The organism is Thermopolyspora flexuosa, assembly GCF_006716785.1.
GTDB classification, from domain to species: domain Bacteria; phylum Actinomycetota; class Actinomycetes; order Streptosporangiales; family Streptosporangiaceae; genus Thermopolyspora; species Thermopolyspora flexuosa.
Genome location: NZ_VFPQ01000002.1, coordinates 332,092 through 354,021 on the forward strand (window position 1 = coordinate 332,092; position 21,930 = coordinate 354,021).

20 protein-coding genes are annotated in these 21,930 nt (G+C 73.5%); 11 read left to right on the plus strand and 9 right to left on the minus strand.

Going from position 1 to position 21,930, the window contains the following annotated elements:
* The first annotated feature begins 62 nt into the window (after positions 1-62).
* Positions 63-1,625, plus strand: coding sequence for a PP2C family protein-serine/threonine phosphatase (locus FHX40_RS23900; protein WP_229788445.1), 1,563 nt, complete (start codon positions 63-65; stop codon positions 1,623-1,625).
* A 20-nt stretch (positions 1,626-1,645) separates the two neighbouring features.
* On the opposite strand, the gene FHX40_RS23905 is transcribed toward FHX40_RS23900, so the two are convergent.
* From FHX40_RS23905 to FHX40_RS23915, 3 genes are all read right to left on the minus strand, one after another.
* Positions 1,646-3,415: a S9 family peptidase gene (locus FHX40_RS23905; RefSeq protein ID WP_142262213.1), complete on the minus strand. Its 1,770-nt coding sequence runs from the start codon at positions 3,413-3,415 to the stop codon at positions 1,646-1,648.
* Positions 3,416-3,570: 155 nt separating this feature from the next.
* Complete coding sequence (locus tag FHX40_RS23910; protein WP_142262214.1) at positions 3,571-4,422, minus strand: putative RNA methyltransferase; 852 nt, start codon at positions 4,420-4,422, stop codon at positions 3,571-3,573.
* A 103-nt stretch (positions 4,423-4,525) separates the two neighbouring features.
* Positions 4,526-6,784 carry an MMPL family transporter gene (locus FHX40_RS23915; protein ID WP_142262215.1) on the minus strand — a complete coding sequence of 753 codons (2,259 nt, stop codon included), beginning with the start codon at positions 6,782-6,784 and terminating at the stop codon, positions 4,526-4,528.
* Positions 6,785-7,154: 370 nt separating this feature from the next.
* On the opposite strand from FHX40_RS23915, the gene FHX40_RS23920 reads away from it, so the two are divergent.
* Together FHX40_RS23920 and FHX40_RS23925 are read left to right on the plus strand one after the other, a co-directional pair.
* Positions 7,155-7,610: an NUDIX domain-containing protein gene (locus FHX40_RS23920; protein ID WP_189136153.1), complete on the plus strand. Its 456-nt coding sequence runs from the start codon at positions 7,155-7,157 to the stop codon at positions 7,608-7,610.
* Positions 7,611-7,651: 41 nt separating this feature from the next.
* Positions 7,652-8,689 (plus strand): NAD-dependent epimerase/dehydratase family protein, encoded by a 1,038-nt coding sequence (locus tag FHX40_RS23925; protein WP_142262217.1) that lies wholly within the window; start codon positions 7,652-7,654, stop codon positions 8,687-8,689.
* Between the two features lie 30 nt (positions 8,690-8,719).
* On the opposite strand, the gene FHX40_RS23930 is transcribed toward FHX40_RS23925, so the two are convergent.
* The 3 genes from FHX40_RS23930 to FHX40_RS23940 all read right to left on the minus strand — a co-directional run bounded on the left by FHX40_RS23930 (position 8,720) and on the right by FHX40_RS23940 (position 11,695).
* Positions 8,720-9,292: a hypothetical protein gene (locus FHX40_RS23930; protein ID WP_142262218.1), complete on the minus strand. Its 573-nt coding sequence runs from the start codon at positions 9,290-9,292 to the stop codon at positions 8,720-8,722.
* A 134-nt stretch (positions 9,293-9,426) separates the two neighbouring features.
* A complete protein-coding gene (locus FHX40_RS23935) occupies positions 9,427-10,080 on the minus strand; it encodes an SDR family NAD(P)-dependent oxidoreductase (protein ID WP_142262219.1) in 654 nt (217 codons plus the stop codon).
* Between the two features lie 115 nt (positions 10,081-10,195).
* Positions 10,196-11,695 carry a hypothetical protein gene (locus FHX40_RS23940; RefSeq protein ID WP_142262220.1) on the minus strand — a complete coding sequence of 500 codons (1,500 nt, stop codon included), beginning with the start codon at positions 11,693-11,695 and terminating at the stop codon, positions 10,196-10,198.
* A gap of 345 nt (positions 11,696-12,040) precedes the next feature.
* On the opposite strand from FHX40_RS23940, the gene FHX40_RS23945 reads away from it, so the two are divergent.
* On the plus strand, positions 12,041-13,924 hold the full coding sequence (locus FHX40_RS23945; protein WP_142262221.1) for an ABC transporter ATP-binding protein: 1,884 nt from the start codon (positions 12,041-12,043) through the stop codon (positions 13,922-13,924).
* A gap of 61 nt (positions 13,925-13,985) precedes the next feature.
* Here FHX40_RS23945 and FHX40_RS23950 read toward each other — a convergent pair whose 3' ends face one another.
* The gene (locus tag FHX40_RS23950; protein ID WP_142262222.1) at positions 13,986-14,354 is read right to left on the minus strand and encodes a DoxX family protein; all 369 of its coding nucleotides are present in this window, start codon (positions 14,352-14,354) and stop codon (positions 13,986-13,988) included.
* Between the two features lie 289 nt (positions 14,355-14,643).
* Between FHX40_RS23950 and FHX40_RS23955 the strand changes: the two genes are divergently transcribed.
* Genes FHX40_RS23955 through FHX40_RS23965 form a run of 3 tightly spaced genes read left to right on the plus strand, consistent with a single transcriptional unit; the run spans position 14,644 to position 16,588 of the window.
* Positions 14,644-15,003, plus strand: a complete 360-nt coding sequence (locus tag FHX40_RS23955) for a GntR family transcriptional regulator (RefSeq protein WP_142262223.1) — start codon at positions 14,644-14,646, stop codon at positions 15,001-15,003.
* A complete protein-coding gene (locus FHX40_RS23960; protein WP_142262224.1) occupies positions 15,000-15,875 on the plus strand; it encodes an ABC transporter ATP-binding protein in 876 nt (291 codons plus the stop codon). Before FHX40_RS23955 ends, FHX40_RS23960 begins: the two co-directional genes overlap by 4 nt.
* Positions 15,872-16,588 (plus strand): hypothetical protein, encoded by a 717-nt coding sequence (locus FHX40_RS23965; RefSeq protein ID WP_142262225.1) that lies wholly within the window; start codon positions 15,872-15,874, stop codon positions 16,586-16,588. Before FHX40_RS23960 ends, FHX40_RS23965 begins: the two co-directional genes overlap by 4 nt.
* A 480-nt stretch (positions 16,589-17,068) precedes the next feature.
* Here the strand turns inward: FHX40_RS23965 and ahpD are convergent, their stop codons facing one another.
* Together ahpD and FHX40_RS23975 are read right to left on the minus strand one after the other, a co-directional pair.
* Positions 17,069-17,605, minus strand: a complete 537-nt coding sequence (gene ahpD, locus FHX40_RS23970; protein ID WP_142262226.1) for an alkylhydroperoxidase, AhpD family — start codon at positions 17,603-17,605, stop codon at positions 17,069-17,071.
* Between the two features lies 1 nt (position 17,606).
* Positions 17,607-18,161 carry a peroxiredoxin gene (locus tag FHX40_RS23975; protein ID WP_142262227.1) on the minus strand — a complete coding sequence of 185 codons (555 nt, stop codon included), beginning with the start codon at positions 18,159-18,161 and terminating at the stop codon, positions 17,607-17,609.
* A 134-nt stretch (positions 18,162-18,295) separates the two neighbouring features.
* Between FHX40_RS23975 and FHX40_RS23980 the strand changes: the two genes are divergently transcribed.
* The 4 genes from FHX40_RS23980 (at position 18,296) to FHX40_RS23995 (ending at position 21,858) form a co-directional block, all read left to right on the plus strand.
* Entirely contained in the window at positions 18,296-19,345 is a 1,050-nt protein-coding gene (locus FHX40_RS23980; RefSeq protein WP_142262228.1) for a hydrogen peroxide-inducible genes activator, read from the plus strand.
* 70 nt (positions 19,346-19,415) lie between these two features.
* A complete protein-coding gene (locus FHX40_RS23985) occupies positions 19,416-20,657 on the plus strand; it encodes a sensor histidine kinase (RefSeq protein ID WP_142262229.1) in 1,242 nt (413 codons plus the stop codon).
* Positions 20,648-21,292 (plus strand): response regulator transcription factor, encoded by a 645-nt coding sequence (locus FHX40_RS23990; RefSeq protein WP_142262230.1) that lies wholly within the window; start codon positions 20,648-20,650, stop codon positions 21,290-21,292. Before FHX40_RS23985 ends, FHX40_RS23990 begins: the two co-directional genes overlap by 10 nt.
* 23 nt (positions 21,293-21,315) lie before the next feature.
* Complete coding sequence (locus FHX40_RS23995) at positions 21,316-21,858, plus strand: hypothetical protein (protein ID WP_142262231.1); 543 nt, start codon at positions 21,316-21,318, stop codon at positions 21,856-21,858.
* Positions 21,859-21,930 lie beyond the last annotated feature (72 nt).

Below are 21,930 nucleotides of genomic sequence, written 5' to 3' on the forward strand. Positions count from 1 at the left end.
GTGCCGTGCGGTCGCCGGTTGGTTGACAGCGAACGACCACAAAGTGTGGTAAGCACGAATCAGTGACCGTTACGACCCAGGCCGTCCTCGCCGCGTCCTTTCCTCCGGGCGAGGAGGCCGTTCCCGCCGCGACGCGGTTCACCCGCGAGGTGATGACCGCGTGGGCCGCCATGTCCATCTCCGGCGACGCCGAGCGCGTGATCGCCGAGCTGGTCGCGCAGGTGGCGGACGGGCCGTTCCAGGTGCGGTGGGTCCACGAGGGCGGCACGGTCCGCGCCGAGGTCGCCCAGCACGTCGCCGAGCACGGCGGGCCGTGGCGGGAGCCGGTCCACGGGGTGCGCGAGTGGGGCGTGCGGTCCGACGGCGAGCTGCGCACCCACTGGACGCGCCTCGAGCTGCCGGGCGGGGCCGCCCACCCGGAGGAGGAGATCGACGCCGGGTTCTCCCGGAGCCCGGACTGGCTCGGCTTCCTCGCCGACGCGAGCGACCTGCTCGCCGGCACGCTCGATCCGGACATGGTGCCCGCGATCATCGCCCAGATCGTGGTGCCCCGGATCGCCACCTGGTGCGCGGTGTACACGCCGGACCAGGAGGGCGGCCCGCTGCGCCTCGCCTACCTGTGGCACGCCGACGAGTCCGAGCTCGACGTGCTGCGCGCGCGCCTCGCCGAGGTGGAGGTCCCGGTCGGCGACGGCCCGGCCGCGTCGGTGCTGCCGCTGGAGGACTGGCAGGCGCTCGCCCTGCCGCTGTTCGCCCGGGGCCGCGGCCTCGGTGTGATGTGCCTCGGCCGCCGCGACCGCTTCCCCGAGGACCTCATGCTGCTCGCCGAGGACATCGCCCGGCGGGCCGCGCTCGCGGTGGACAACGCGCGCCTCTACCACCAGCAGGCGGTGGCGAACCGGGCGCTGCAGCGCAGCCTGCTGCCGCCGGACCTCCCGGACGTGCCCGGCCTCGACTACCACGTGGTGTACGAGCCCGCGGGGGAGAACAACGCGGTCGGCGGCGACTTCTACGACCTGTTCCCCGGTCCGGGGGAGAACACCTGGCGGTTCGCGATCGGCGACGTGTGCGGCACCGGCCCCGAGGCCGCCGCGGTGACCGGCCTCGCCCGGCACACGCTGCGGCTGCTCGCCCGCGAGGGGTACGGCGTGGCCGCCGTGGTCGGCCGGCTCAACCAGGCGATCCTCGAGGAGGGCGAGCGGGCCCGGTTCCTCACGTTGCTGCACGGCGAGATCACCGTCGGCGCGGACGGGCTCGACCTGCGCCTGGTGTCGGCCGGGCACCCGGAGGCGCTGCGGCTGCGCCCCGGCGGCGAGGTGGACGTGGTCGCCTCCCCGCAGTCGCTGCTCGGCGTGTTCGAGGAGGCCACGTTCGAGGCCGAGCAGGTACGGCTCGCGCCCGGCGAGGTGCTGCTCGGCGTCACCGACGGGGTGACCGAGCGGCGCAGCGGCGACCGGCTGCTCGACGACGACGGCGGCCTGGCCCGGCTGCTGTCCGAGTGCACCGGTCTGTCCGCCCGCGCGGTCGCCGAGCGCATCCGCCGTGCCGTTCAGGACTTCGCACCCGAGCCGAGCATGGACGACCTGGCGATCCTCGTGCTGCGCGCCCCCGGCCACGCCGCCTAGCCCGGCGGGCCGCGCCCGCGTCAGCCCAGGTGGCGGCGGGCGAACTCGAGCCGCACCTGCATCTGGCGGATGCGCTCCTCGACCACGAGGGTGCGGTGCCCGGCGTCGTAGCGGTACACCTCGACCGGGTGCGACCGGGCGGTGAGCGCCGCGACGTAGTCGTCGATCTGGCCGATCGGGCAGCGCGGGTCGTTCTCCCCGGCGAGCACGAGCAGCGGGGCCTGCACCGCGTCCACGTAGGTGATCGGCGAGCAGGCCCGGTAGCGCTCCGGCACCTCGTCGGGGGAGCCGCCGAGCAGCGCCCGGTGGCAGGCGCGCAGCCCCTCGGCCTCGTGCGCGTACGCGGCCGCGTGGTCGGCGATCGGCATCGCCGCGATCCCGGCCGCCCACACCTTGGGCTGGGTGCCGAGGCCGAGCAGGGTGAGGAAGCCGCCCCAGAAGGTCCCGGCGAGCACCAGCCGGTCGCGGTCGGCGATGCCGCGCGCCACCGCCCACTCGCGCACCGCGGTGACGTCGGCGAGCTCGATGTGGCCGACCTCCCCGTGCAGCGCGTCGCGCCACGCCGTGCCGTACCCGGTGGAGCCGCGGTGGTTCACCCGGATCACCGCGAACCCGTGGTCGACCCAGGCGGCCACCTCGGGGGAGAACGCGTCGACGTCCTGCACGGCCGGGCCGGAGTGGAGCAGGAACACGGTGGGGTACGGCGGCGGCCCGGACTGCGGCCGGGACACGAAGGCGTGGATCGGTCCGCCCGGCCCGTCCACGTCGATGTCCTCCAGCGGCACCGACGGCGGCGCGGTGGGCCCGGCCGGGTTGATCACCACCTGGCCCTGGCTGGACCGGATGAGCGGCGGGTGGGCGGCGCTCGACCACAGGTACTCGACGGTGCCGTCGAGGCGGGCGGCGGCCTCGTCGATCACCCCGTGCGGGGTGGGGATCGGCGACATGACGCCGCCGCCGAGGTCGTAGCGGAACAGCTCGGTGCGGCCCCGGTGGTTGCAGATGATGAGCAGGGCGCGCCCGTCGGGAAACCAGTCGGCCGTCACGTCCCCGGGGGACCGGATCCAGATCTCCCGCTGCTCGCCGGTGACCGGGTCCCACACCAGCGGCTCCTGCCGGCCGCGCCGCTCGTGCAGGCAGAGCAGCCGCCGGTCGCCGGGCACCGGGGCGAACCGCAGCCCGATGACGCCCTTGCCGGGGCCGTCGCACAGGTCGGCGACGTGCCGGCCGCTCGAGGTGAGCACCCGCAGCGAGGGATGCCGGGCGTCGCGGTCCTCGCTGTGGTTGATCGCGATGAGCGAGCCGTCGAGGGACATGTCGGCGACGTGCATCGCCTCGGTGTGCCGGTACAGCTCGACCGGCGGCTCGGTGGTTCCGGGGCGCACCAGCAGCACCTGGAAGCCGTCCTCGCGGGAGCTGCGGCCGATCGCCGCGGTGCCCGTCGCGGAGAGCGCGATGCCCGCCGGATGGCCGGGGGGAACGTCCGGGTGCACGACCTCGTCGGGGCCGCCGGTCCACGGCTGGCGCATCCACACGCCGCACTCGTCCCCGCCGTTGTCGGCGAACCACCAGATCCACTGGCCGGTGGGGTCGAGCACGCCGTACGCGGTGCCCTCGGGCCGCTCGGTGACCTGCCGGGTGGTGCCCATCACCCGGTCCCAGGCGTAGATCTCCCAGGTGCCGGAGGTGTTGCACCGGTACACCGCGCGGCTGGGGGCCTGCCGCGCCCAGCGGGGCAGGGTCATGCGGGGTGCACGGAACCTGGCCTGCCAGCGTTCCACGGCCTTCATCTGCGCACGCACCCTCCTCGACCGCGCCGACCATCGCCAGGTGCCGTCAAGTATCGCGTCTCCGCGGCGGAAACGTTCGCCAAATCGGCGGGTATTTCCCGCTAATCCGCGGTTCCGGACGCTGTGTCATGGCGGATGTGATAAAGGGTACCGCCCTAAATTCCCCGATTCGGTTTCCAAATAGTGATTCGGAACAATCCCGGCACGACACTCGGATCCGGCAGATCTCCGATCCGGCGCCGGAGCGCGGCCGGGTCGACGTGGTGGGCGCTGGGTCCCATGCGTACCATCGCCTCGACCGCGTCGTGGTCGAGGGTGAGCGAGATCTCCTCGGTTACCTCTGTAATTATTGTGAAAAATCGGGAAAGCGATGCCGCGAGCCTGCGCTCCTTCTCCTGGTCGACGCTGAGCAGCCCGAGCGCGTCGACGAGCCCGCCGAGATGGCCGGGGCCCGGGGTCACCACGAGCAGCGCGCCGCCGGGCGCGAGCACCCGGGCGAACTCCGGCCCGTTGCGCGGCGCGAACACGTTCGTCACCAGCGCGGCGCGGCCGTCCCGCACCGGCAGCGGGCGCCACACGTCGGCGACCACCGCGCCGATCCGCGGGTGCGCCCGCGCGGCCCGCCGGATCGCGTGCTTGGAGATGTCGAGCGCGATCCCGGCGGCGTCCGGCGCGAGCGCGTCGAGCACCCGGGCGAGCAGGTACCCGGTGCCCGCCCCGGCGTCCACGACGAGCCCGGGCGCGTCCCCGGCGAGCTCGGCGGCGAGGCCGGCGACCCGCGCGGCGAGCGGGGCGTAGTGCCCCGCGGCGAGGAAGCGCTCCCGGGCGGCGACCATCTCCGGCGTGTCGGCCGTGCCCGCGCCGCGCGACCCGGCGAGCAGGCTCACGTACCCCTGCCGGGCCACGTCGAAGGCGTGGCCGTTCGGGCAGCGCACGGTCCGCTCGGCGAGGCCGAGCCCGTCCCGGCAGACCGGGCAGGCGAGGTGGTCGATGACGTCCTGGAGCACACCCCCATCATCCCGCCGGGTACGGCCCGGCCCGGACCACGCCCGCCCGCCGCGGGGGAGCGCCGCCCGGCCGGGGGCGGGACCGGCCGGGACGGGCGCCCGGTCACCGGGGACCGGCCACGCCGAGCGGCCGGTCCGCGGGCTCCTCATCGTCGTCGCCGCCGTGGTGGAGCCGCGGCAGCCGGCGCAGCGGGCGCGGCAGGTACCAGTTCCAGTCGCCGAGCAGCTTCATCGTGGCCGGGAGCAGCACCGCACGCACGATCGTGGCGTCGAGCAGGATCGCCACCGCGAGCCCGAGGCCCATCTGCATGAAGGTGAGCAGCGAGAGCGTGGCGAAGGTCGCGAACACCGCCACCATGATCAGCGCGGCGCTCGTCACCACGCCCGCGGTGGACACGATGCCGTGCGCGACCGCGTCCTCGTTGCGCATGCCCCGGTCGTACGCCTCCCGGATCCGGCTGAGGATGAACACGTGGTAGTCCATCGACAGCCCGAAGAGGATCACGAACAGAAACAGCGGCACCCAGTTCGTGATCACCCCGGATGAGGTGAAGCCGAGCAGGCCCTCGCCGTACCCCTTCTGGAAGACGAGCACGAGCACGCCGTACGCCGCCCCCACCGACAGCAGGTTGAGGACGATCGCCTTCACCGCGACGACGATCGACCGGAACGCGGCGAGCAGCAGCACGAAGGCGAGCAGCAGCACGAACGCGAACACCAGCGGGATCGACACGGCGAGCCGGTCGTTGAAGTCGAGCCACGCGGCCGCGTCGCCGGTGACGTGCGCCTCGCCGACCCTGCCGAGCGTGCCGGGGAGCAGGTCCTCGCGCAGGGTGCGGACCGCGCGCCGGGCGGTCTCGTCGCCGCCGTCGCCGCCGATCCCCACGGTGATCCTCGCCACGGTGCGGTCCGGGTTGACCTCCGCCACGATCGGCTCGCGGAACGCGCCGGTGGCGAGCGCCCGCCGCCGGAACTCGTCCACCGCCGCGGTCACCTCGGGCGCGGTGACGTCACGCGCCTTCACCACCACGACCGCGGGCTCGGCGCCGCCGGGGAAGGCCGCCTCGATGCGCCGGAACGTGTCCACGATCGCCTGCTCGCCCTGCAGCTCGTCGATGCCCTGCGGCCCGATGCGCAGGCCGAGCGCGGGTACGGCGAGCGCGACGAGCAGCCCGGCGGACAGCGTGGCGGCGATCGCGGGGTGGCGCAGGACCGGGCCGAGGATCGCCCGCCACAGCCGGCTCTCCCCGCCGCGCACCCCGAGCAGCCGGGGCCAGGTGACCCGGCCGCGGGTGAGCAGCCGTACCGTGCCGTGCCCCACGCGGGCGTCGATCCGGTCGCCGATGAGCGACAGCAGCGCGGGCAGCACGGTGAGCGAGCCGATCACCGCGGTGAGCACGACGAGGATCGTGCCCTCGGCGAACCCCATGAACAGGCCGTTGCCGGTGACGAACAGGCCCGCCATCGCCACCATCACGGTGACCCCGGACACGAGTACGGCACGGCCGGAGGTGGCCGCGGCGATCTCGATCGCCCGCTCCCGGCCGCGGCCCTTCGCCCGCTCCTCGCGCTCGCGCATGATGTAGAAGAGCGAGTAGTCGACGCCGACGGCGAGCCCGATGAGCAGCATGAGGTTCGGCGTCATGTCGTCCACGGGCAGCAGCCGGCCGGTGAACGCGAGCAGCCCGGTCGCCGCGAAGATCGCGGTCATCGCGAGGGCCACCGGCACCGCCGCGGCGAGCAGCGCGCCGAACGCGGCGAGCAGGATGCCGAAGGTGATCGGCAGCGACAGCCGCTCGGCGCGGACGAAGTCCTCGTCGATCACCTCGCCGAAGGTCCGCTCGGCGCTCGCCGCGCCCGCCTGCGCGACGCGCAGGTCCGGGAACCGCCGCTGCACGTCCGCGACCGCGTCGAGCACGCGTCCCACCCGGTCCGCCGCGGTCCGCGCGTCCCCCTTCATGGTGAACTGCACCAGGGCGGTGCCGCGGTCGGCGGTGACCGGGGCGGGCGGGGTGTCGTACGGCGTGCGCACGTTCTCCGCCTCGCCGGTGGCGAGCACGGCCCGCCGTACCGCGTCCACGGCGGCGCGGAACCGCTCGTCGTCCACGGTGAGCCGGTCGTCCCGGCGCTGCACCAGCACGGTCTCGGCGGTCACCTCGGGGAACCCGGCCCCGTCGAGGATCTCCTCGGCCGCCCGCGAGTCGCCGTTGAGGCCCTCGTAGGGCCGCATCCCCACGGTGCCGACGGCGTTGCCGGCCACGGTCGCCACCGCGACGAACGCGATCCAGACGAGGATCGCGGCCCAGCGGTGGCGGGCGCTCCATCCGCCGATCGTCGCGGCGAGGTTCCTGGGTCGCCTCATTCCGCTCCTCTCCGTGTTTTTTCTGTGACGGTAGAAAGCGGAATGCGGCCGGAGCATCGGCCGGAAAAGCCATTTGCGCCGTCCTTCGCGCGAAGGAGCGACGGGCGGTGGCGTCGTTCAATCGGCGGAGGGAAACTCCTTCCGCGGCGGATGGCCCCGCATCCGCCGCTCGGCGTTCCGGCGGGGAAACGGGCCCGGCGCGCCGGCTGACCAGGGACGGCGCGCCGCATTCGGACATCGCCGCACCGGGCATGTGCGCCCGCTGTGCGTTAGCGTCTGCCCTATGGCGGATGACGCACGGGGGAATGATTCGCGTGACGGCCGCTTTTCGGATACGGACGCGTACTATGCGGGACTCGACAAGGTTCTGGTGGGCACCGGCGCGTTTCTCACCGACCCGTCCGGCCGCGTGCTGCTGGTGAAACCGAACTACGTCGACCACTGGGGCTGGCCCGGCGGCCACGTCGACGCGGGGGAGACCCCGGAGGCCGCCTGCGCCCGCGAGATCCGCGAGGAGCTCGGCATCACCCCGCCGGTCGGGCGGCTGCTCGTCGTGCACTGGGTCCCGGTGCTGCCGCGGCGGCCGTACCCGCTGGTGCACTTCCTGTTCGACTGCGGGGTGGTCCACGATGCGGGGAGCATCGTCCTCCAGGAGGAGGAGCTCGACGGCTTCGGGTTCTTCACCCCGGACGAGGCCGACCGGATGATGCCGCCCTACCTCGTGCACCGCCTGCGCACGGCGATCGAGGCCCGGCGCGAGGGCGGCACCGCCTACCTGTCGCCGAGCCCGGCCCAGGCGGTACGGCGGGGCGCGGCGGGCCGCTGACCGCGAGTTTGGATCGCGGGGGCCCGGGGCAGCGTGCGCGTATGCGTGTAGTCGTCGTTGGAGGCACGGGCAACATCGGCACGAGCGTGATCAGCGCGCTCGCGGCCGACCCGGCGGTGACGTCGATCCTCGGCGTCGCCCGCCGCCGCCCGGACTGGCATCCGGACAAGACCGAGTGGGCCACCGCGGACGTGGCCGTCGACGACCTCGCCCCGCTGTTCGCGGGCGCGGACGCGGTCGTGCACCTCGCCTGGCTGTTCCAGCCGACCCACAACCCGCGCGTCACCTGGCGGACGAACGTCACCGGCACCTCGCGGGTGCTCGACGCGGTCGCCCGGGCGAAGGTGCCCGCGCTGGTGTACTCCTCGTCGGTGGGCGCCTACTCGCCCCGGCCGCAGGACGACCGGCCGGTGACCGAGGACTGGCCGACGAACGGCTGGCCGACCGCGTCGTACGCGGTGGAGAAGGCGTACGTGGAGCGGCTGCTCGACATCTTCGAGCGGGACCACGGCGGCGTGCGCGTGGTGCGCATGCGCCCGGGCTTCATGTTCAAGCGGGCGTCCGCGGCCGAGCAGATGCGGCTGTTCGGCGGCCCGCTGGTGCCGCGCCGCCTGGTACGGCCCGGCCGGATCCCGGTCGTGCCGGACATCCCGGGCCTGCGGTTCCAGGCGCTGCACTCCGACGACGCCGGGGAGGCCTACCGCCTCGCGGTGACCCGGGACGTGGCCGGGGCGTTCAACCTCGCCGCCGACCCGGTGATCCACATGAGCGACATGGCCCGGCTGCTCGGCGCCCGGCTGGTTCCGGTGCCGCGCCCGGTGGCCCGGGGCGTGCTCGCCGCGGCCTGGGGCGCCCGGCTCGTGCCCGCGTCGCACCACATGCTCGACATGGCGCTGCACCTGCCGCTGCTCGACGTCGCCCGGGCCCGCAGCGAGCTCGGCTGGACCCCGCGGCACTCCGGCCTGGACGCGCTGCGGGAGCTGATCGAGGGCCTGACCACGGGCTCCGGCGGCGCCACGCCGCCGCTCGAGGCGACCAAGCGGCCGGGCCTGCGCCCGGGCGTGGGCGCCCGGCCGTAGCGGGCGCCCTCCGCGCCGGTCGCCGGCCGGTCAGCGCCGCGGGGTGCCCTCGCGGTGACGGCCGATCGAGACCAGCCGGTCGATGAACCCGCGGTGCTGCGCCGGCTCGGTGTGCTCCGCGCCCCGGCCGGCCGCGTACCCGGGCCGGTCCTCGGCGTACCCGCCCTCGCGGGACGCGCCCGCCCGCTCCTCGGCCGGCGCCGCGGGCTCGGCACGCCGTACCGGCTCCTCGGCGGCGGCCCGGCGGCCGGTCGGCGGGGCCTCGCGGGAGGACGCCTCGCGGGACGGGGCGCCGCCCTGCAGACGGCGCTGCAGGTCGCGGTTCTCCTCCTCGAGCCGGGCGAGCCGGTCGCGGCCCTCCAGCCGTGCGTACCGCAGCTCCTTCCGTCGCGCCCCGGCGCGCCGCAGGCCGTTGAGCAGCAGCGCGAGGCCGATCAGGAACAGCGCGGTCGTGATCACGCCCAGGACGAACATCTGGGTGGTCGACACCTCGAAGGGCCGGCCGAACACCGTGATCGTCGTGGCCGTGGCGGGCTCGTTCACCAGGACCGCGATCGCCGCCGCGATCGCGAGCAGGATCATCAGGATGCCCAGCACTACCATCGCTCTCACCTCACCGTCGTCTCCGGCGTCCGCCGGAGGCACCCTCCGACTGCCCGGGGAGCGACGGCCTATGCGGGCGCGCGGGTACGGCCGGCCCGCGCGGCGGCGAACCCGGCCCGCCCGCTGCGCCCGCGCTAGGTGAGCACGAGCTCGACTTGGTCGCGGTTGGTGTGCACGTCCCAGTAGAGCGCCGCGATCGCGTCCGCGTGCGCCGGGGGCACGGGGGTGCCGAGCGCGATGTGCGCGGCGTGCACCCCGGTGCCGATCAGCTCGGCGTGCAGGCTGTGCACCCAGCTCCGCAGCCCGGCCGCGGCGATGCCGGGAACGGCGAGGCCGGGGACGGGGTGGAGGGACGACAGCCCGGTGGTGAAGATCAGCGTCCCGTTGTCCCGCTCGATCATGCGGGGGAGCACCGGGCGCACTACGTTGATCGCGGCGCCGAGGCAGCGGTCGAGGTGGGGCCGGAGCGCCTCCAGGGTGACGTCGGTGGCTCCGACCGCCGGCGCGTCCGGGGCGGGCGGATGCGCGATCGCGGAGTACTCCAGGACCTCGATCTCGCCGAAGCGATCGGTGACCTGCTCGAGGGCGGCGCGCGCAGCGGCCGGGTCGAGCACGTCGGCGGGGAATCCGGCGGCGGTGACGTGCTCCGCACCGAGCCGGGCGGTCAGGTCATCCAGCTTGGATGCGTCCCGCCCGATCAGCGCCACATTGAACCCCTTGTGGCCGAAGACCTTGGCGATCTGCAGTCCGAGCCCGTTGCCTGCGTCGACGATGACGATGGTGGACATCGGGTGATCTCCCTCGGCTACTCCGCTGCTCCTACGGCCATACGTACCCGAAAGAATTCCGGTATGTGCGCCTTATACCGTTTATGACTTGTTGTGCTGCTTCGTGTGGCGAAGTTCAGCGCGGCGGCAGCCAGATGACCCAGTCGGCCCGGCCCGGCACGGGCACCCGGTGCGGCCGCCAGCCCGCGTAGTCGGCGGTGGGCCTCCCGCGGCCCCGGGTGAGGTAGGCGACGTCGTCCCCGCGCAGCGGCGGCGTGGGCCGCCGGGTCGCGTACCGGCAGCCCGCGGCGTACGCGAGCGGCAGCGACGCGCCGGGCCCGCCGACCCGGCAGGGCGGGCGCACCCCGAGCGCGTTGATCGCCCGGCCCGTGGCCAGCTCGCCCGCGCGCAGCTGCGCGATCCCGTTCGCCCGCACCACGAGCACGAGGTGGTGCACCACGAGGAAGAGGGCGAGGGCGGCCACCACGGCCGCCCGCCATGCGATGCTCCGCCGCGCCGTCCACGTCAGCAGGTACGCGACCGGCAGCGCGAGCAGCGCGTACGCGGGGATGAGGAAGCGCGGCGCGGCGTACCCGACGAGGAACAGGTACTGCGCGGCGAGCGCCGCCGCGGCCCCGGTCGCGAGCGCGTGCGGCCCGAGGTCGGCGGTACGGCGGGCCAGCCACAGCGCGCCCGCCACCGCGAACGGGATGGCGAGCCACCAGACCGACAGGATCGGGTACTTCAGGTCCACGGTGCAGGGCCGGCACAGCAGCGGCCCGTGCAGTGCCTTGAACTCGTACCAGAACCCCACCGTGGGCCGCAGCCGCCCCTGGATCTCGCTCGCCCCCTCGATCCGGGCGAGCAGCCCGCCGAACCGGGTGTACGCCTCGATCACCCACGGGGCCGCGCCCGCGGCCGACCCGGCCACGACCGCGACCGCGATCGCCGGGCGCCGCCACGGCCGTACCGCGAGCCAGGCGATGCCGAGCGCGGCCGCGAGCCACAGCGCGTCCCCGGGCCGGATCGCGGCCACCGCGGCGAGGCTCAGCGCGAGCCCGGCGCAGGCGCCCCGCGGCCGGGGCGTGCGCGCGGCGAGCAGGAGGAACCCGGTGGCGGCCACCGCGCCGTACGCCACGTACAGGTTCGGCATGACCGCCGCGAAGTAGAACCGCACCACCCACAGCCCGGCGAGCAGCAGCGCGGCCCCGGCGACGATCAGCGAGCGCCCGGGTGCCCGCAGCACCCGCAGCCAGGGCAGGTAGCAGAGGAACAGCCCGGCCGTGGCGAGCGCGGTCATCCACAGCCGCACCGGAACCGGCTCCGCGGTGAGCCAGGCAACCGGCGCCGCGAGCCAGGTGATGCCGCGCGCCCGGGGCGCGCTGAAGTCGGCGTCCGGCAGCGCGCTCACCTGGCTGAGGTAGACGATCTCGTCCCAGCCCCAGGGCAGGCGGTGCAGCCCCATGACGAGCTGCAGGGCGCCGAAGAGGAGCGCGACCACGCCGAGGGGCGCGGCCGGGTGGCCCGCGACCCGCCGGGCCGGGCCGGGGCCGCGCCGTACCGGACGGTCGGCGCGCTCCGCCTCGGCCGCCCGGCCCGGTGCCGTGGCCGCCTGCGGTTCGGGCCGGACGTGCACTCCGTCCGCCGCCGCCCCGCGCGAGGCCGTTCCGTGCGGTCCGTTCGCCCCCGTCCCGCTCCTGCCGGGCTCGCCCAGCCCCCGTTCGTCCGATGTTCCTCCGGCACGCCTCACTTTCGCGATCTTTCCCAGTGTGTCCCGGGCGGCCGCCGGACGTGATCGGTCTTGACGCGCCCGAGCCCGCCCCCGTACCCGCGCGCCGCCGGGGTAACGCGCGGCCCAAGCCCGCCCCCGCCGCTCCCCCCGGAAAACACTTTGACCTCAACCAAGGTTGAGTTCCTAGGCTCGCTGCGTACCCTCCGGAACCGCCCGTTCGCGCGGCGTACGACCTGTGTGGTGATCGTGATGAGCATGGAGATGACGGCCTGGCACCAGCTGTACACGGCCACGCACGCGACGAGGGAGAAACGCCCGTTCTCCCGGGCGACGTTACGGCGCATCGCCCACTTCGTCCGGCCGCACCGCGGGCTGCTCGCGTGGTTCGTGGCGTTGAGCACGGCCGGGTCGGTGCTGGGGGTGGCCACGCCGCTGCTCGCCGGGCGGGTGGTCGACGCGATCGTGCACGCCGAGCCGGTGGACACCGTGGCCGGGCTCGCCGTACTGATCGCGGTGATCGCGCTGGTGGAGACCGGGCTCGGCCTGCTCACCCGTTACCTGTCGGCGAGCATCGGGGAGAACCTCATCCTCGACCTGCGCCGCGCGGTCTTCGACCACGTGCAGCGCATGCCGGTCGCGTTCTTCACCCGGACCCGCACCGGCGCGCTGGTGAGCCGGTTGAACAACGACGTGATCGGCGCCCAGCGGGCGTTCAGCGACACGCTGTCCGGCGTGGTCGGCAACCTGGTGACGCTCGGGCTCACCCTCGTGGTGATGCTCGGCATCTCCTGGCCGATCACGTTGCTCGCGCTGCTGCTGCTCCCGGCGTTCATGATCCCGGCCCGGCGCATGGGCGCCCGGCTCGCCCGGCTGCAGCGGGAGTCGGCCGACCACAACGCGGCGATGGGCACCCAGATGACCGAGCGCTTCTCCGCGCCGGGCGCGACGCTGGTGAAGCTGTTCGGCCGCCCGGAGCGGGAGTCGGCCGAGTTCGCGGTCCGGGCCCGCCGGGTGCGGGACATCGGGGTGCGCACCGCGATGAACCGGTCGGTGTTCGTGCACCTGCTCACGCTCGTCTCCGCGCTCGCCCTCGCCCTGGTGTACGGCCTCGGCGGCTACTTCGCCCTCGCGGGCGCGCTCGACGCGGGCGCGGTGGTTGCGCTCGCCCTGCTGCTCACCCGCCTGTACGCCCCGCTCACCGCGCTCGCCGGGGCGCGGGTCGAGGTGATGAGCGCGCTGGTGAGCTTCGAGCGGGTCTTCGAGGTGCTCGACCTGGAGCCGCTGATCACCGAGCGGGAGGACGCCGTGCCGGTGCCGGACGGGCCGGTGTCGGTGGAGTTCAACGGGGTGAGCTTCGCCTACCCGTCCGCGGACAAGGTGTCCCTCGCCTCCCTGGAGGAGGTCGCGGTGCTCGACACCCGCGGCGGCGTGCCGGTGCTGCACGACGTGTCGTTCCGCGTCGAGCCCGGGCGGATGGTCGCGCTCGTCGGCTCCTCGGGCGCGGGCAAGTCGACGATCGCCCAGCTCGTGCCCCGGCTCTACGACGCGGACGCCGGCACGGTACGGCTCGGCGGCGTCGACGTGCGCGACCTGCGGCTCGCCTCGATCCGCGAGACCGTCGGCATGGTGACCCAGGACGGCCACCTGTTCCACGCCACGATCCGGGAGAACCTGCTGTTCGCCCGGCCGGAGGCGACCGAGGAGGAGCTGTGGGACGCGCTGCGCCGCGCCCGGCTCGACGACCTCGTCCGCGGCCTGCCCGACGGCCTCGACACCGTGGTCGGCGAGCGCGGCTACCGGCTGTCCGGCGGGGAGCGCCAGCGCATGTCGATCGCCCGGCTGCTGCTCGCCCGCCCGCGCGTGGTGATCCTCGACGAGGCGACCGCCCACCTCGACTCCACCTCGGAGGCCGCGGTGCAGGAGGCGCTCGCCGAGGCCCTCGACGGCCGCACCGCGATCGTGATCGCGCACCGGCTGTCCACCGTACGGGCCGCCGACCTCATCCTCGTGGTCGAGGACGGCCGGATCGTGGAGCGGGGCACGCACGAGTCCCTGCTCGCGGCGGGCGGCCGGTACGCCGAGCTGTACCGCACCCAGTTCGCCGATCCGACCCCCGAGTGCGTCGCGGCCTGAGCGGCCGCTCCGGCGCGGACGGCGGGCCCGCCGCCACCGCCGTCCGCCCCGCCTTCCCCCGTCAGCCGACCCGCGTCGCGAAGAACCCGAGCGCGCCCGCCGCGAGAGCGAGGTACGCCAGCGGGTACGCGATGTTGTGCAGCACCCGGGCGCGGACATGGAAGGCCACGGCGCCGAGGAAGAACAGCACCAGCCCCAGCGCGGCGGCGAGGCCCAGCCACGGGGTGAGCACGAACCCCGCGACCAGCCCCAGCGCGCCGGCCATCTTCAGCGCCCCCAGGTAGGGGATCCAGCGCGGCGCCACGCCCACCTTGGCCGAGTTGGCCTGCACGAACGCCGCCCTGCGCCAGTCCGCCACGGCCACCGCCATGTTGGCCGCGGCACAGGCCACCGTCACTCCCGCGAGCACCGCCGTCGGCACGTCGGCCATGAGCCCCCCTTTCGGAATCGTCTCGCCACGCCTGCCCCGCGCCGCCCTTCGACGCGTGGCACCGACTTCCCCCTTCCCTGACGGAGCGCGGCGGCGAGAGGTGACCCGCGCGATGCCGGCCACCCGGCGAGACCAGCGGTGATCGCATCGGGTACCCGATCGATTGCGGCATCGTCGGCGCCGGTTCCTCGTCGTGCGGCCGCCCGTCCGGCCGGCCGTACGCGTTGACGGGTTCCCGGACCACCTCTATGGTTCATTACATAAGTAATGAACCCATAAAGCAGGTGCGATGCTCGACGACCGAAGCCCCATCTATCGGCAGATCGCGGAGCGGATCAAAGCCGATGTGATGAGCGGGGTGCTCAAGGGCGACGAGAAGGTCATGTCGACCAACCAGTACGCCGCCTACTACCGGATCAACCCGGCCACGGCGGCCAAGGCCTTCCAGCAGCTGGTCGACGAAGGCGTCCTGTACAAGAAGCGAGGGATCGGCATGTTCGTGAGCCCGGACGCGCGCGAGAGGCTCAGGGCCAAGCGCCGGGAGACCTTCTTCACCGAGGTCGTGGACCCGATGGTCGCGGAGGCGAAGGCCGCCGGGATCCCCCTGCGCGACATCATCCGGCGCATCGAGGAGCTGGAGGACTCGTGAAGATCGAAGTCGAGGACCTCGTCCTCCGCTACGGCGACGTCACCGCCCTCGACGGCATCACCCTCACCCTCGAGGAGGGCAAGATCTACGGCCTGCTCGGCCGGAACGGCTCGGGCAAGACGAGCCTGCTCTCGGTGCTCGCCGCGTTCCGCAAGCCGACCTCCGGGCGGGTCCGGGTCGACGGGCGGCCGGTGTTCGAGAACGGCCGGGTCACCTCGCGGATCAGCCTCATCCGGGACGTGGGCGAGACCGTCGACATCGGCACCGGCGAGGAGGCGCTGTCGTACGCCGAGGCGTTGCGCCCGAACTGGGACGGCGAGTTCGCGCGCTCGCTCGCCGAGCTGTTCAAGATCGACCTGAAGAAGAGCGTCAAGAGCATGTCGAAGGGGCAGCGCTCGGCGATGGGCATCATCGTCGGCCTCGCCTCGCGGGCGCCGCTCACCATGTTCGACGAGGCGTACCTCGGCCTCGACGCCCCCTCCCGGCAGGTCTTCTACGACCAGGTGCTCGCCGACTACCTCGCCCACCCGCGCACGATCATCATGTCCACGCACCTGATCGACGAGGTCAGCGCGCTCTTCGAGGAGGTCGTGATCCTCCACAGGGGCCGGGTGCTCGCGCACGAGGAGCGGGACGACCTGCTCGCCAAGGGCGTCTCGATCACCGGCCCCGCCGCGGCCGTGGACGCCTTCACCACCGGCATGACGGTGCTCGGCAGCCGCTCCCTCGGCCCCACCAAGTCCGTCACGGTGTACGGCGAGCTCGACGACGCCCGGCGCCGCAAGGCCGTCGAGTCCGGCCTCGAACTCGGCCCGGTCGACCTGCAGGACCTGTTCATCCACCTGACCGCGGAGGACGGAGCCTCCTCATGAAATTCCGGATCCTGCTCGCGAACTGCGCGTTCGCCGCCCTGCTGTGGGCCGCCTTCTGGGTGGTCGTGACCCTGATCACCGTGGTGCTCGGGCTTATGGGCCGGCTCACCCACAGCGCCTGGGAGGTCGCCGCCCAGCTGCCCCGCTGGTACGCCCTGTTCGTCGGCGTCGCCCTGGTCCGCGAGTACCTGCCGCTGTACGTGGCGCACGGCCGTACCCGCCGCCAGTTCGGCGTCGAGGGCGCGATCACCATCGTGCTGTTCGCGCCGTTCCTGTCCGCCCTGCTCGTGCTCTCCTACCTGCTGGAGAGCGTGCTGTACGGCGTGGCGGGCTGGCCCCACGTGCTCGAGCGGGCCCACATGTTCACCGAGCCCACCCAGGTGCCGCTGGTGTTCGCCGAGTACCTGATCGAGCTCCTCGCCTGGACCACGGCGGGCGCGTTCATGGGCGCGGCCTTCTACCGGTTCGGCGGCGGCGGGCTGCTGTCGGTCCCGGTCGGCGTCCTGATGATCGCCTTCGCGCACGCGGCGATGGGCGTGGAGCCGTGGGGGCCGTTCCTGCTCGGCTGGCTGAAGATCCTCGGCCGGATCACCCTCGACCTGCCCGACACGCCGCTGATGCCGCTGGCGGGCGGGGCCGGCGTGCTCGTCGTCGGGCTCCTGCTCACCTGGGCGATCATCCGCGACATGCCGCTGCGCAACCAGGCCTCCTGAGCCGGGGGCACCCGATCCGCACCCGGATTGATCGATCCTGGTGAACGGATCGTTCGAGCAAATAGAACATCGGGTCGGATGCCGCCGGGCACGCCGGTAGGGGTGGCCGTGAGCGGCGTCGGCGCGATCTCCGCCCGCCTTTTGGGCCCCCGGAGCCCGTGTTTCCCGGCCGCTCGGCCCGGGGTCGCGAGTATTTCTCACGGCGGTTTCCGGAATATCACCGTGGCGACGGCCGCCGCAGTGATGAGAATCACCGGGAAAACGTGAGAGAAATCACTCCGGTGACTTGCGTCACATTTCCGATATGAGGAAGAAATCCCGCCGCGGGGCCGTACCCCGGCCAGGGGCCGGACGGCGAACGGCGGGCGGACGGGCCGTGTCGTACCCGTCCGCCCGCCGCCGTCACTCCTCGGGAACGCGGGGGGCAAGGCCCGCGGCCGGCCGTACCGGCGATGGCCGCCGGGGCCGGTACGGCGGGCGTCAGACCGCGCTGACCGCGGCCTCCGCCTCGATCACCGCCGCCGTGGCGTTGATCACGGCGGCGATGCGCAGCGCCTCCTGGATCTGCTCGCGCGGCACGTCCGCCTTGCGCAGCACCTGCTCGTGGGAGGCGAGGCAGGTCCCGCAGCCGTTGATCGCGGACACCGCGAGGCACCACAGCTCGAAGTCGGTCTTGTCCACGCCGGGGTTGCCGATGACGGTCATGCGCAGCCGCGCGGGCAGCGTGGCGTACGCCTCGTCGCCGATCAGGTGCGTGGACCGGTAGTAGACGTTGTTCATCGCCATGATCGCGGCGGCGGCCTTGGCGGCCTGGAAGGCCTCGGCCGACAGGTAGTCGGCGGCCTCCTGCGACAGCTCCGCGATCACCTTCGGCGACTTCGTCGCCATGGCGCAGGCGAGCACCGTGCCCCACAGCCGCTGCTCGCTCAGCGACGAGGTGCCGACGACCGAGCCGAGGTTGAGCCGGATGTCCTTGGCGTAGTCCGGCAGGGCGGCCTTGAGCGCGTCAACGCCCATGTCACACACCCGCCAGCAGCTTGGTGGCGTCGAGGGTGGCCTCGCCCTTGTTCCAGTTGCACGGGCACAGCTCGTCGCTCTGCAGCGCGTCGAGCACCCGCAGGACCTCCTTGACGTTCCGGCCCACCGAGCCGGCGGTGACCATGACGAACTGGATCACGTCCTGGGGGTCGACGATGAAGGTGGCGCGCTGCGCGACGCCGTCCTCGCCGAGGATGCCGAGGGCCTGCGACAGCTCCCGCTTGACGTCGGAGAGCATCGGGAACGGCAGGTCACGCAGGTCGGGGTGGTTCTTCCGCCACGCGTAGTGCACGTACTCCGAGTCCACGGAGAACCCGAGCACCTGCGCGTCGCGGTCGGCGAACTCGCCGTTGAGGCGGCCGAACTCGGCGATCTCGGTGGGACAGATGAAGGTGAAGTCCTTCGGCCAGGCGAAGTAGACCTTCCACTTCCCCTCGTAGGTCTTGTGCGTGATCGTCTCGAAGGCCTTCTCAGCGTCGAGGCTGACGCAGGCGGTGAGTTCGTACTGAGGGAAAGCGTCCCCGATCGTGAGCACGTCTACTCCTTACGCGTGTCGGATATGGAGCGCAGATCCGGACTGGCCCGTTTTGGGCCCCCTCCGGCCACACCTCAAACAATCGGCCAAGTACCATGCCGATGGCACATCGATTTGGCCGATCAATTTGAGAGGTGGCGTCTATCAGTACGTCCACGCCCACCATCGCCCAGCTCCGGGCGTTCCTCGCGGTGGCCGCGCACCTGCACTTCCGCGAGGCCGCGAACTCGCTGCGGATGAGCCAGTCGGCGCTGTCCAGCGCCGTCTCCTCCCTCGAGGAGACCCTCGGCACGCAGCTTTTGGAACGCACCACACGAAAGGTCCTGCTCACTCCCGCCGGGGCCAGGGTCGCGATGCACGCCACCCGCGTGCTGCGGGCGATGGACGATCTGATCTACGGGGCCGCCCGGAGCCGTGAGCCGTTCACCGGCGAGGTACGGCTCGGCGTGATCCCCACCGTGGCACCCTACCTGCTGCCGGCCCTGTTGCCGATGTTCGCCGCGCGGTTTCCTCGGCTCACCCTCACCCTGCAGGAGGCGCAAACCGAGGAGGTTCTGGACCAACTTCGCGAAGGCGGCCTCGACGTGGCGCTGCTCGCCCTGCCCACCGCCGCCTCCGGCGTGGTCGAGGTGCCGCTCTACGACGAGGACTTCCTGCTCGCCGTACCTGCCGACCACGCCCTCGCCACCGGGGACGAGCCGCTGCCCCGGGACATCCTCAAGGAGCTCGACATCGTGCTGCTCAACCGCGGGCACTGCCTGCGCGAGCAGGCCCTCGACGTGTGCCGCGAGGTGGGCGCCCGGGCCACCATGGCCACCTTCGCCACCAGCCTGCCCACGCTCGTGCAGCTCGTCGCGCACGGGCTCGGCGTCACCCTGATCCCGGAGACCGCGGTGCGGGTGGAGACCGGCCGGGGCGTGCCGCTCGCGCTGCGCCGCTTCGCCGACCCCGCCCCCGGGCGCCGCATCGGGCTCGCCTACCGGGCCTCCTCGGTGCGCGGCGGCGAGTTCCGCGGGATCGCCGAGGCGATCCGCGAGGTACTGTACGAGCGGGAGCTGCCGGTGCGCGTGATCCCCGGCGAGGCCGAGACGGCCCTGCTCGACGAGGCCATGGCGGGCCTGATCGCCGGCGCGGCGCCCGCGCCGCCGCCCGCGCCGGACGGCGACGGGACGGCCGGACGGTAGGGCTGGCCTCACCTTCAACCGTCATACCTGACGGATTCCGTGCGGGCGTCGCCGTACCTACGGTTGACCCATGACCGATGCCCGGCTGATCGCCTCCCCCTGGGAGCGGATGCGCGGCCACTGGTCCGCGGCGACGTGGCTGCGCACGATTCACGTGATGACCGGCGTGCCGATCGCCCTGTTCGCCGCGGCGACGCTGGTGGGCCTCGCGCTGGCGTCGATCGTCTTCATCTGGACCGTCGTGGTGCCCGTCGCCGCACTCGCCCTGACGGTGTGGCTGCTGCCGCGGTTCACCCGGCTGCAGCGGGCCCGGTTCGCCGCGTTCCTCGACGTGGAGATCCCGCCGGTGCCCGCTCCCGAGGCCACCCGCCACCCGTGGCGGTGGCTGGTCAGCCGGGTGCGCGCGGACAGCACCTGGCGGCAGCTCACCTACCACCTGCTCTCCCCGCTGCTCAGCCTCGTCGGCTTCGTCGCGGTGATCCTCGCCTGGGCGGCGTGCCTGGTGGCCGCCTGGTTCTCCGTGGAGACCTGGGTGTCCGGCGACGAGCGGCAGAGTGTGCCGCTGCTGGTGATCACGCTGGGGCTGCTGGTCACCGCGCCGTGGCTCGCCCGCGGCATCACCGACCTCGACCTGCTCGCCGCCCGGGCGCTGCTCGGCCCGAGCCGCAACGACGAGCTCGCCCGCCGGGTGGTGACGCTGGAGGAGAGCCGCGCCGAGGTGATCGCCGCCGCGGACGCCGAGCGCCGCCGCATCGAACGCGACCTGCACGACGGGCCGCAGCAGCGGCTGGTCTCCCTCGCCATGCACCTCGGCATGGTGCGCACCACCCTCATCGACCTGCCGGATCCGGCCAAGCGGATGATCGCGCAGGCGCACGAGGAGGCGAAGCAGGCGCTCAAGGAGCTGCGCGACTTCGTCCGCGGCCTGCACCCGGCGGTGCTCACCGACGAGGGGCTCGACGCCGCGCTGTCCGGGCTCGCCGCGCGCTCGCCGTTCCCGGTACGGCTGCACGTGGACGTGCCGGAGCGGCCCGCGCCGGCCGTCGAGGCGGTAGCGTTCTTCGTCGTGTCCGAGGCGCTCACCAACGTCGCCAAGCACGCCGAGGCCGGCTCCGCCGAGGTGATGGTGTGGCGGGACGGCGACCTGCTGCGCGTGGTGGTCTCCGACGACGGCCGCGGCGGCGCCGACCCCGAGCGCGGCACCGGGCTGCGCGGGCTCACCCAGCGGGTCGGCTCGGTGGACGGCGCGCTCTACATCGAGAGCCCGAAGGGCGGCGGCACCACGATCACCGCGGAGCTGCCGTGCGGGTAGTGCTCGCCGAGGACTCGGTCCTGCTCCGCGAGGGCCTGGTGTGGGTGCTCGGCGCCGCCGGCATCAAGGTCGTCGCCTCGGTCGCGGACGCCGACGGGCTGCTGCGCGCGGTCGACGAGCACCGGCCCGACCTCGTCATCACCGACGTGCGCATGCCGCCCGGGCACAGCGACGAGGGCCTGCGCGCCGCGCTCGTGCTGCGCCGCCAGTACCCCGGGCTGCCGATCGTCGTGCTCTCCCAGTACGTCGAGGAGCGCTACGCCACCCAGTTGCTGTCCACCGAGACCAGCGGCATCGGCTACCTGCTGAAGGACCGGGTCGCCGACGTCACCGACTTCATCGCCGCGGTGCGCCGGGTCGCCGAGGGCGGCACCGCCCTCGACCCCGAGGTGGTCGCCCAGCTGCTCATCCGGCGGCACAGCGACCCGCTCGACCGGCTCACCCGCCGCGAGTACGAGGTCCTCGCCCTGATCGCCGAGGGCCGGTCCAACCTCGGCATCGCCGAGGCGCTCTCCATCAGCGAGAGCGCGGTGGGCAAGCACATCAACAACATCTTCGCCAAGCTCGGCCTGCCGAACACCGAAAGCGACCACCGGCGGGTGCTCGCCGTACTGCGCTTCCTGAAGATCTCCTGACCCCGCTCCCGGAGGAACCGACGATGGCGATGCCGAGGAACATCCGCCTGCTGTGGCGCGTCTGGGGCACCGTGCTGACGGCGGTCACCGTCGGCGTGGTGGCGCTCACCGCGTGGGCGCAGATCGCAGAGTACCGCCACGGCACCTACGAGCGTGTCCAGCCCGGCGTGTACGGCGCGGAGCTGCTCAGCGCGGAGTCGCGGGAGAGCACCACGGTCGTCTACCGGATCGGCACCCCGGTCGTGATCGTGGAGGCGGACGGGCCGGTGAAGGTCAACGTGTCCCGCGGCGAGCGGGAACGGCTCACCGTCCGGCGCGAGCTCGCCTGGGGCGCCCGCGGCCGCGAATTCCACCAGGAGTGGGAGGGCGGCAAGGTGCTGCGCATCACCTACTCCTGCCCCGCCCCGTTCGCCGGTTCCCCGGACCTCTGCTCGGCCGACTACCACCTCACCGTGCCGCCGGACGTCCGGGTGGTCGTCGCCAACGGCACCGCGACCCGCGACTGCCCGCTCACCCGCGCCGTGACCGTGTGCCGCACCGCGGACGGCGGGGTGCCCGCGGCGTGACGCCGGCCGTGCCCGGTGCCGCCGGGCCGGGCCGGCCGGACGCGGGCGGCGGGCCGCGTCGCGGTACGGCCA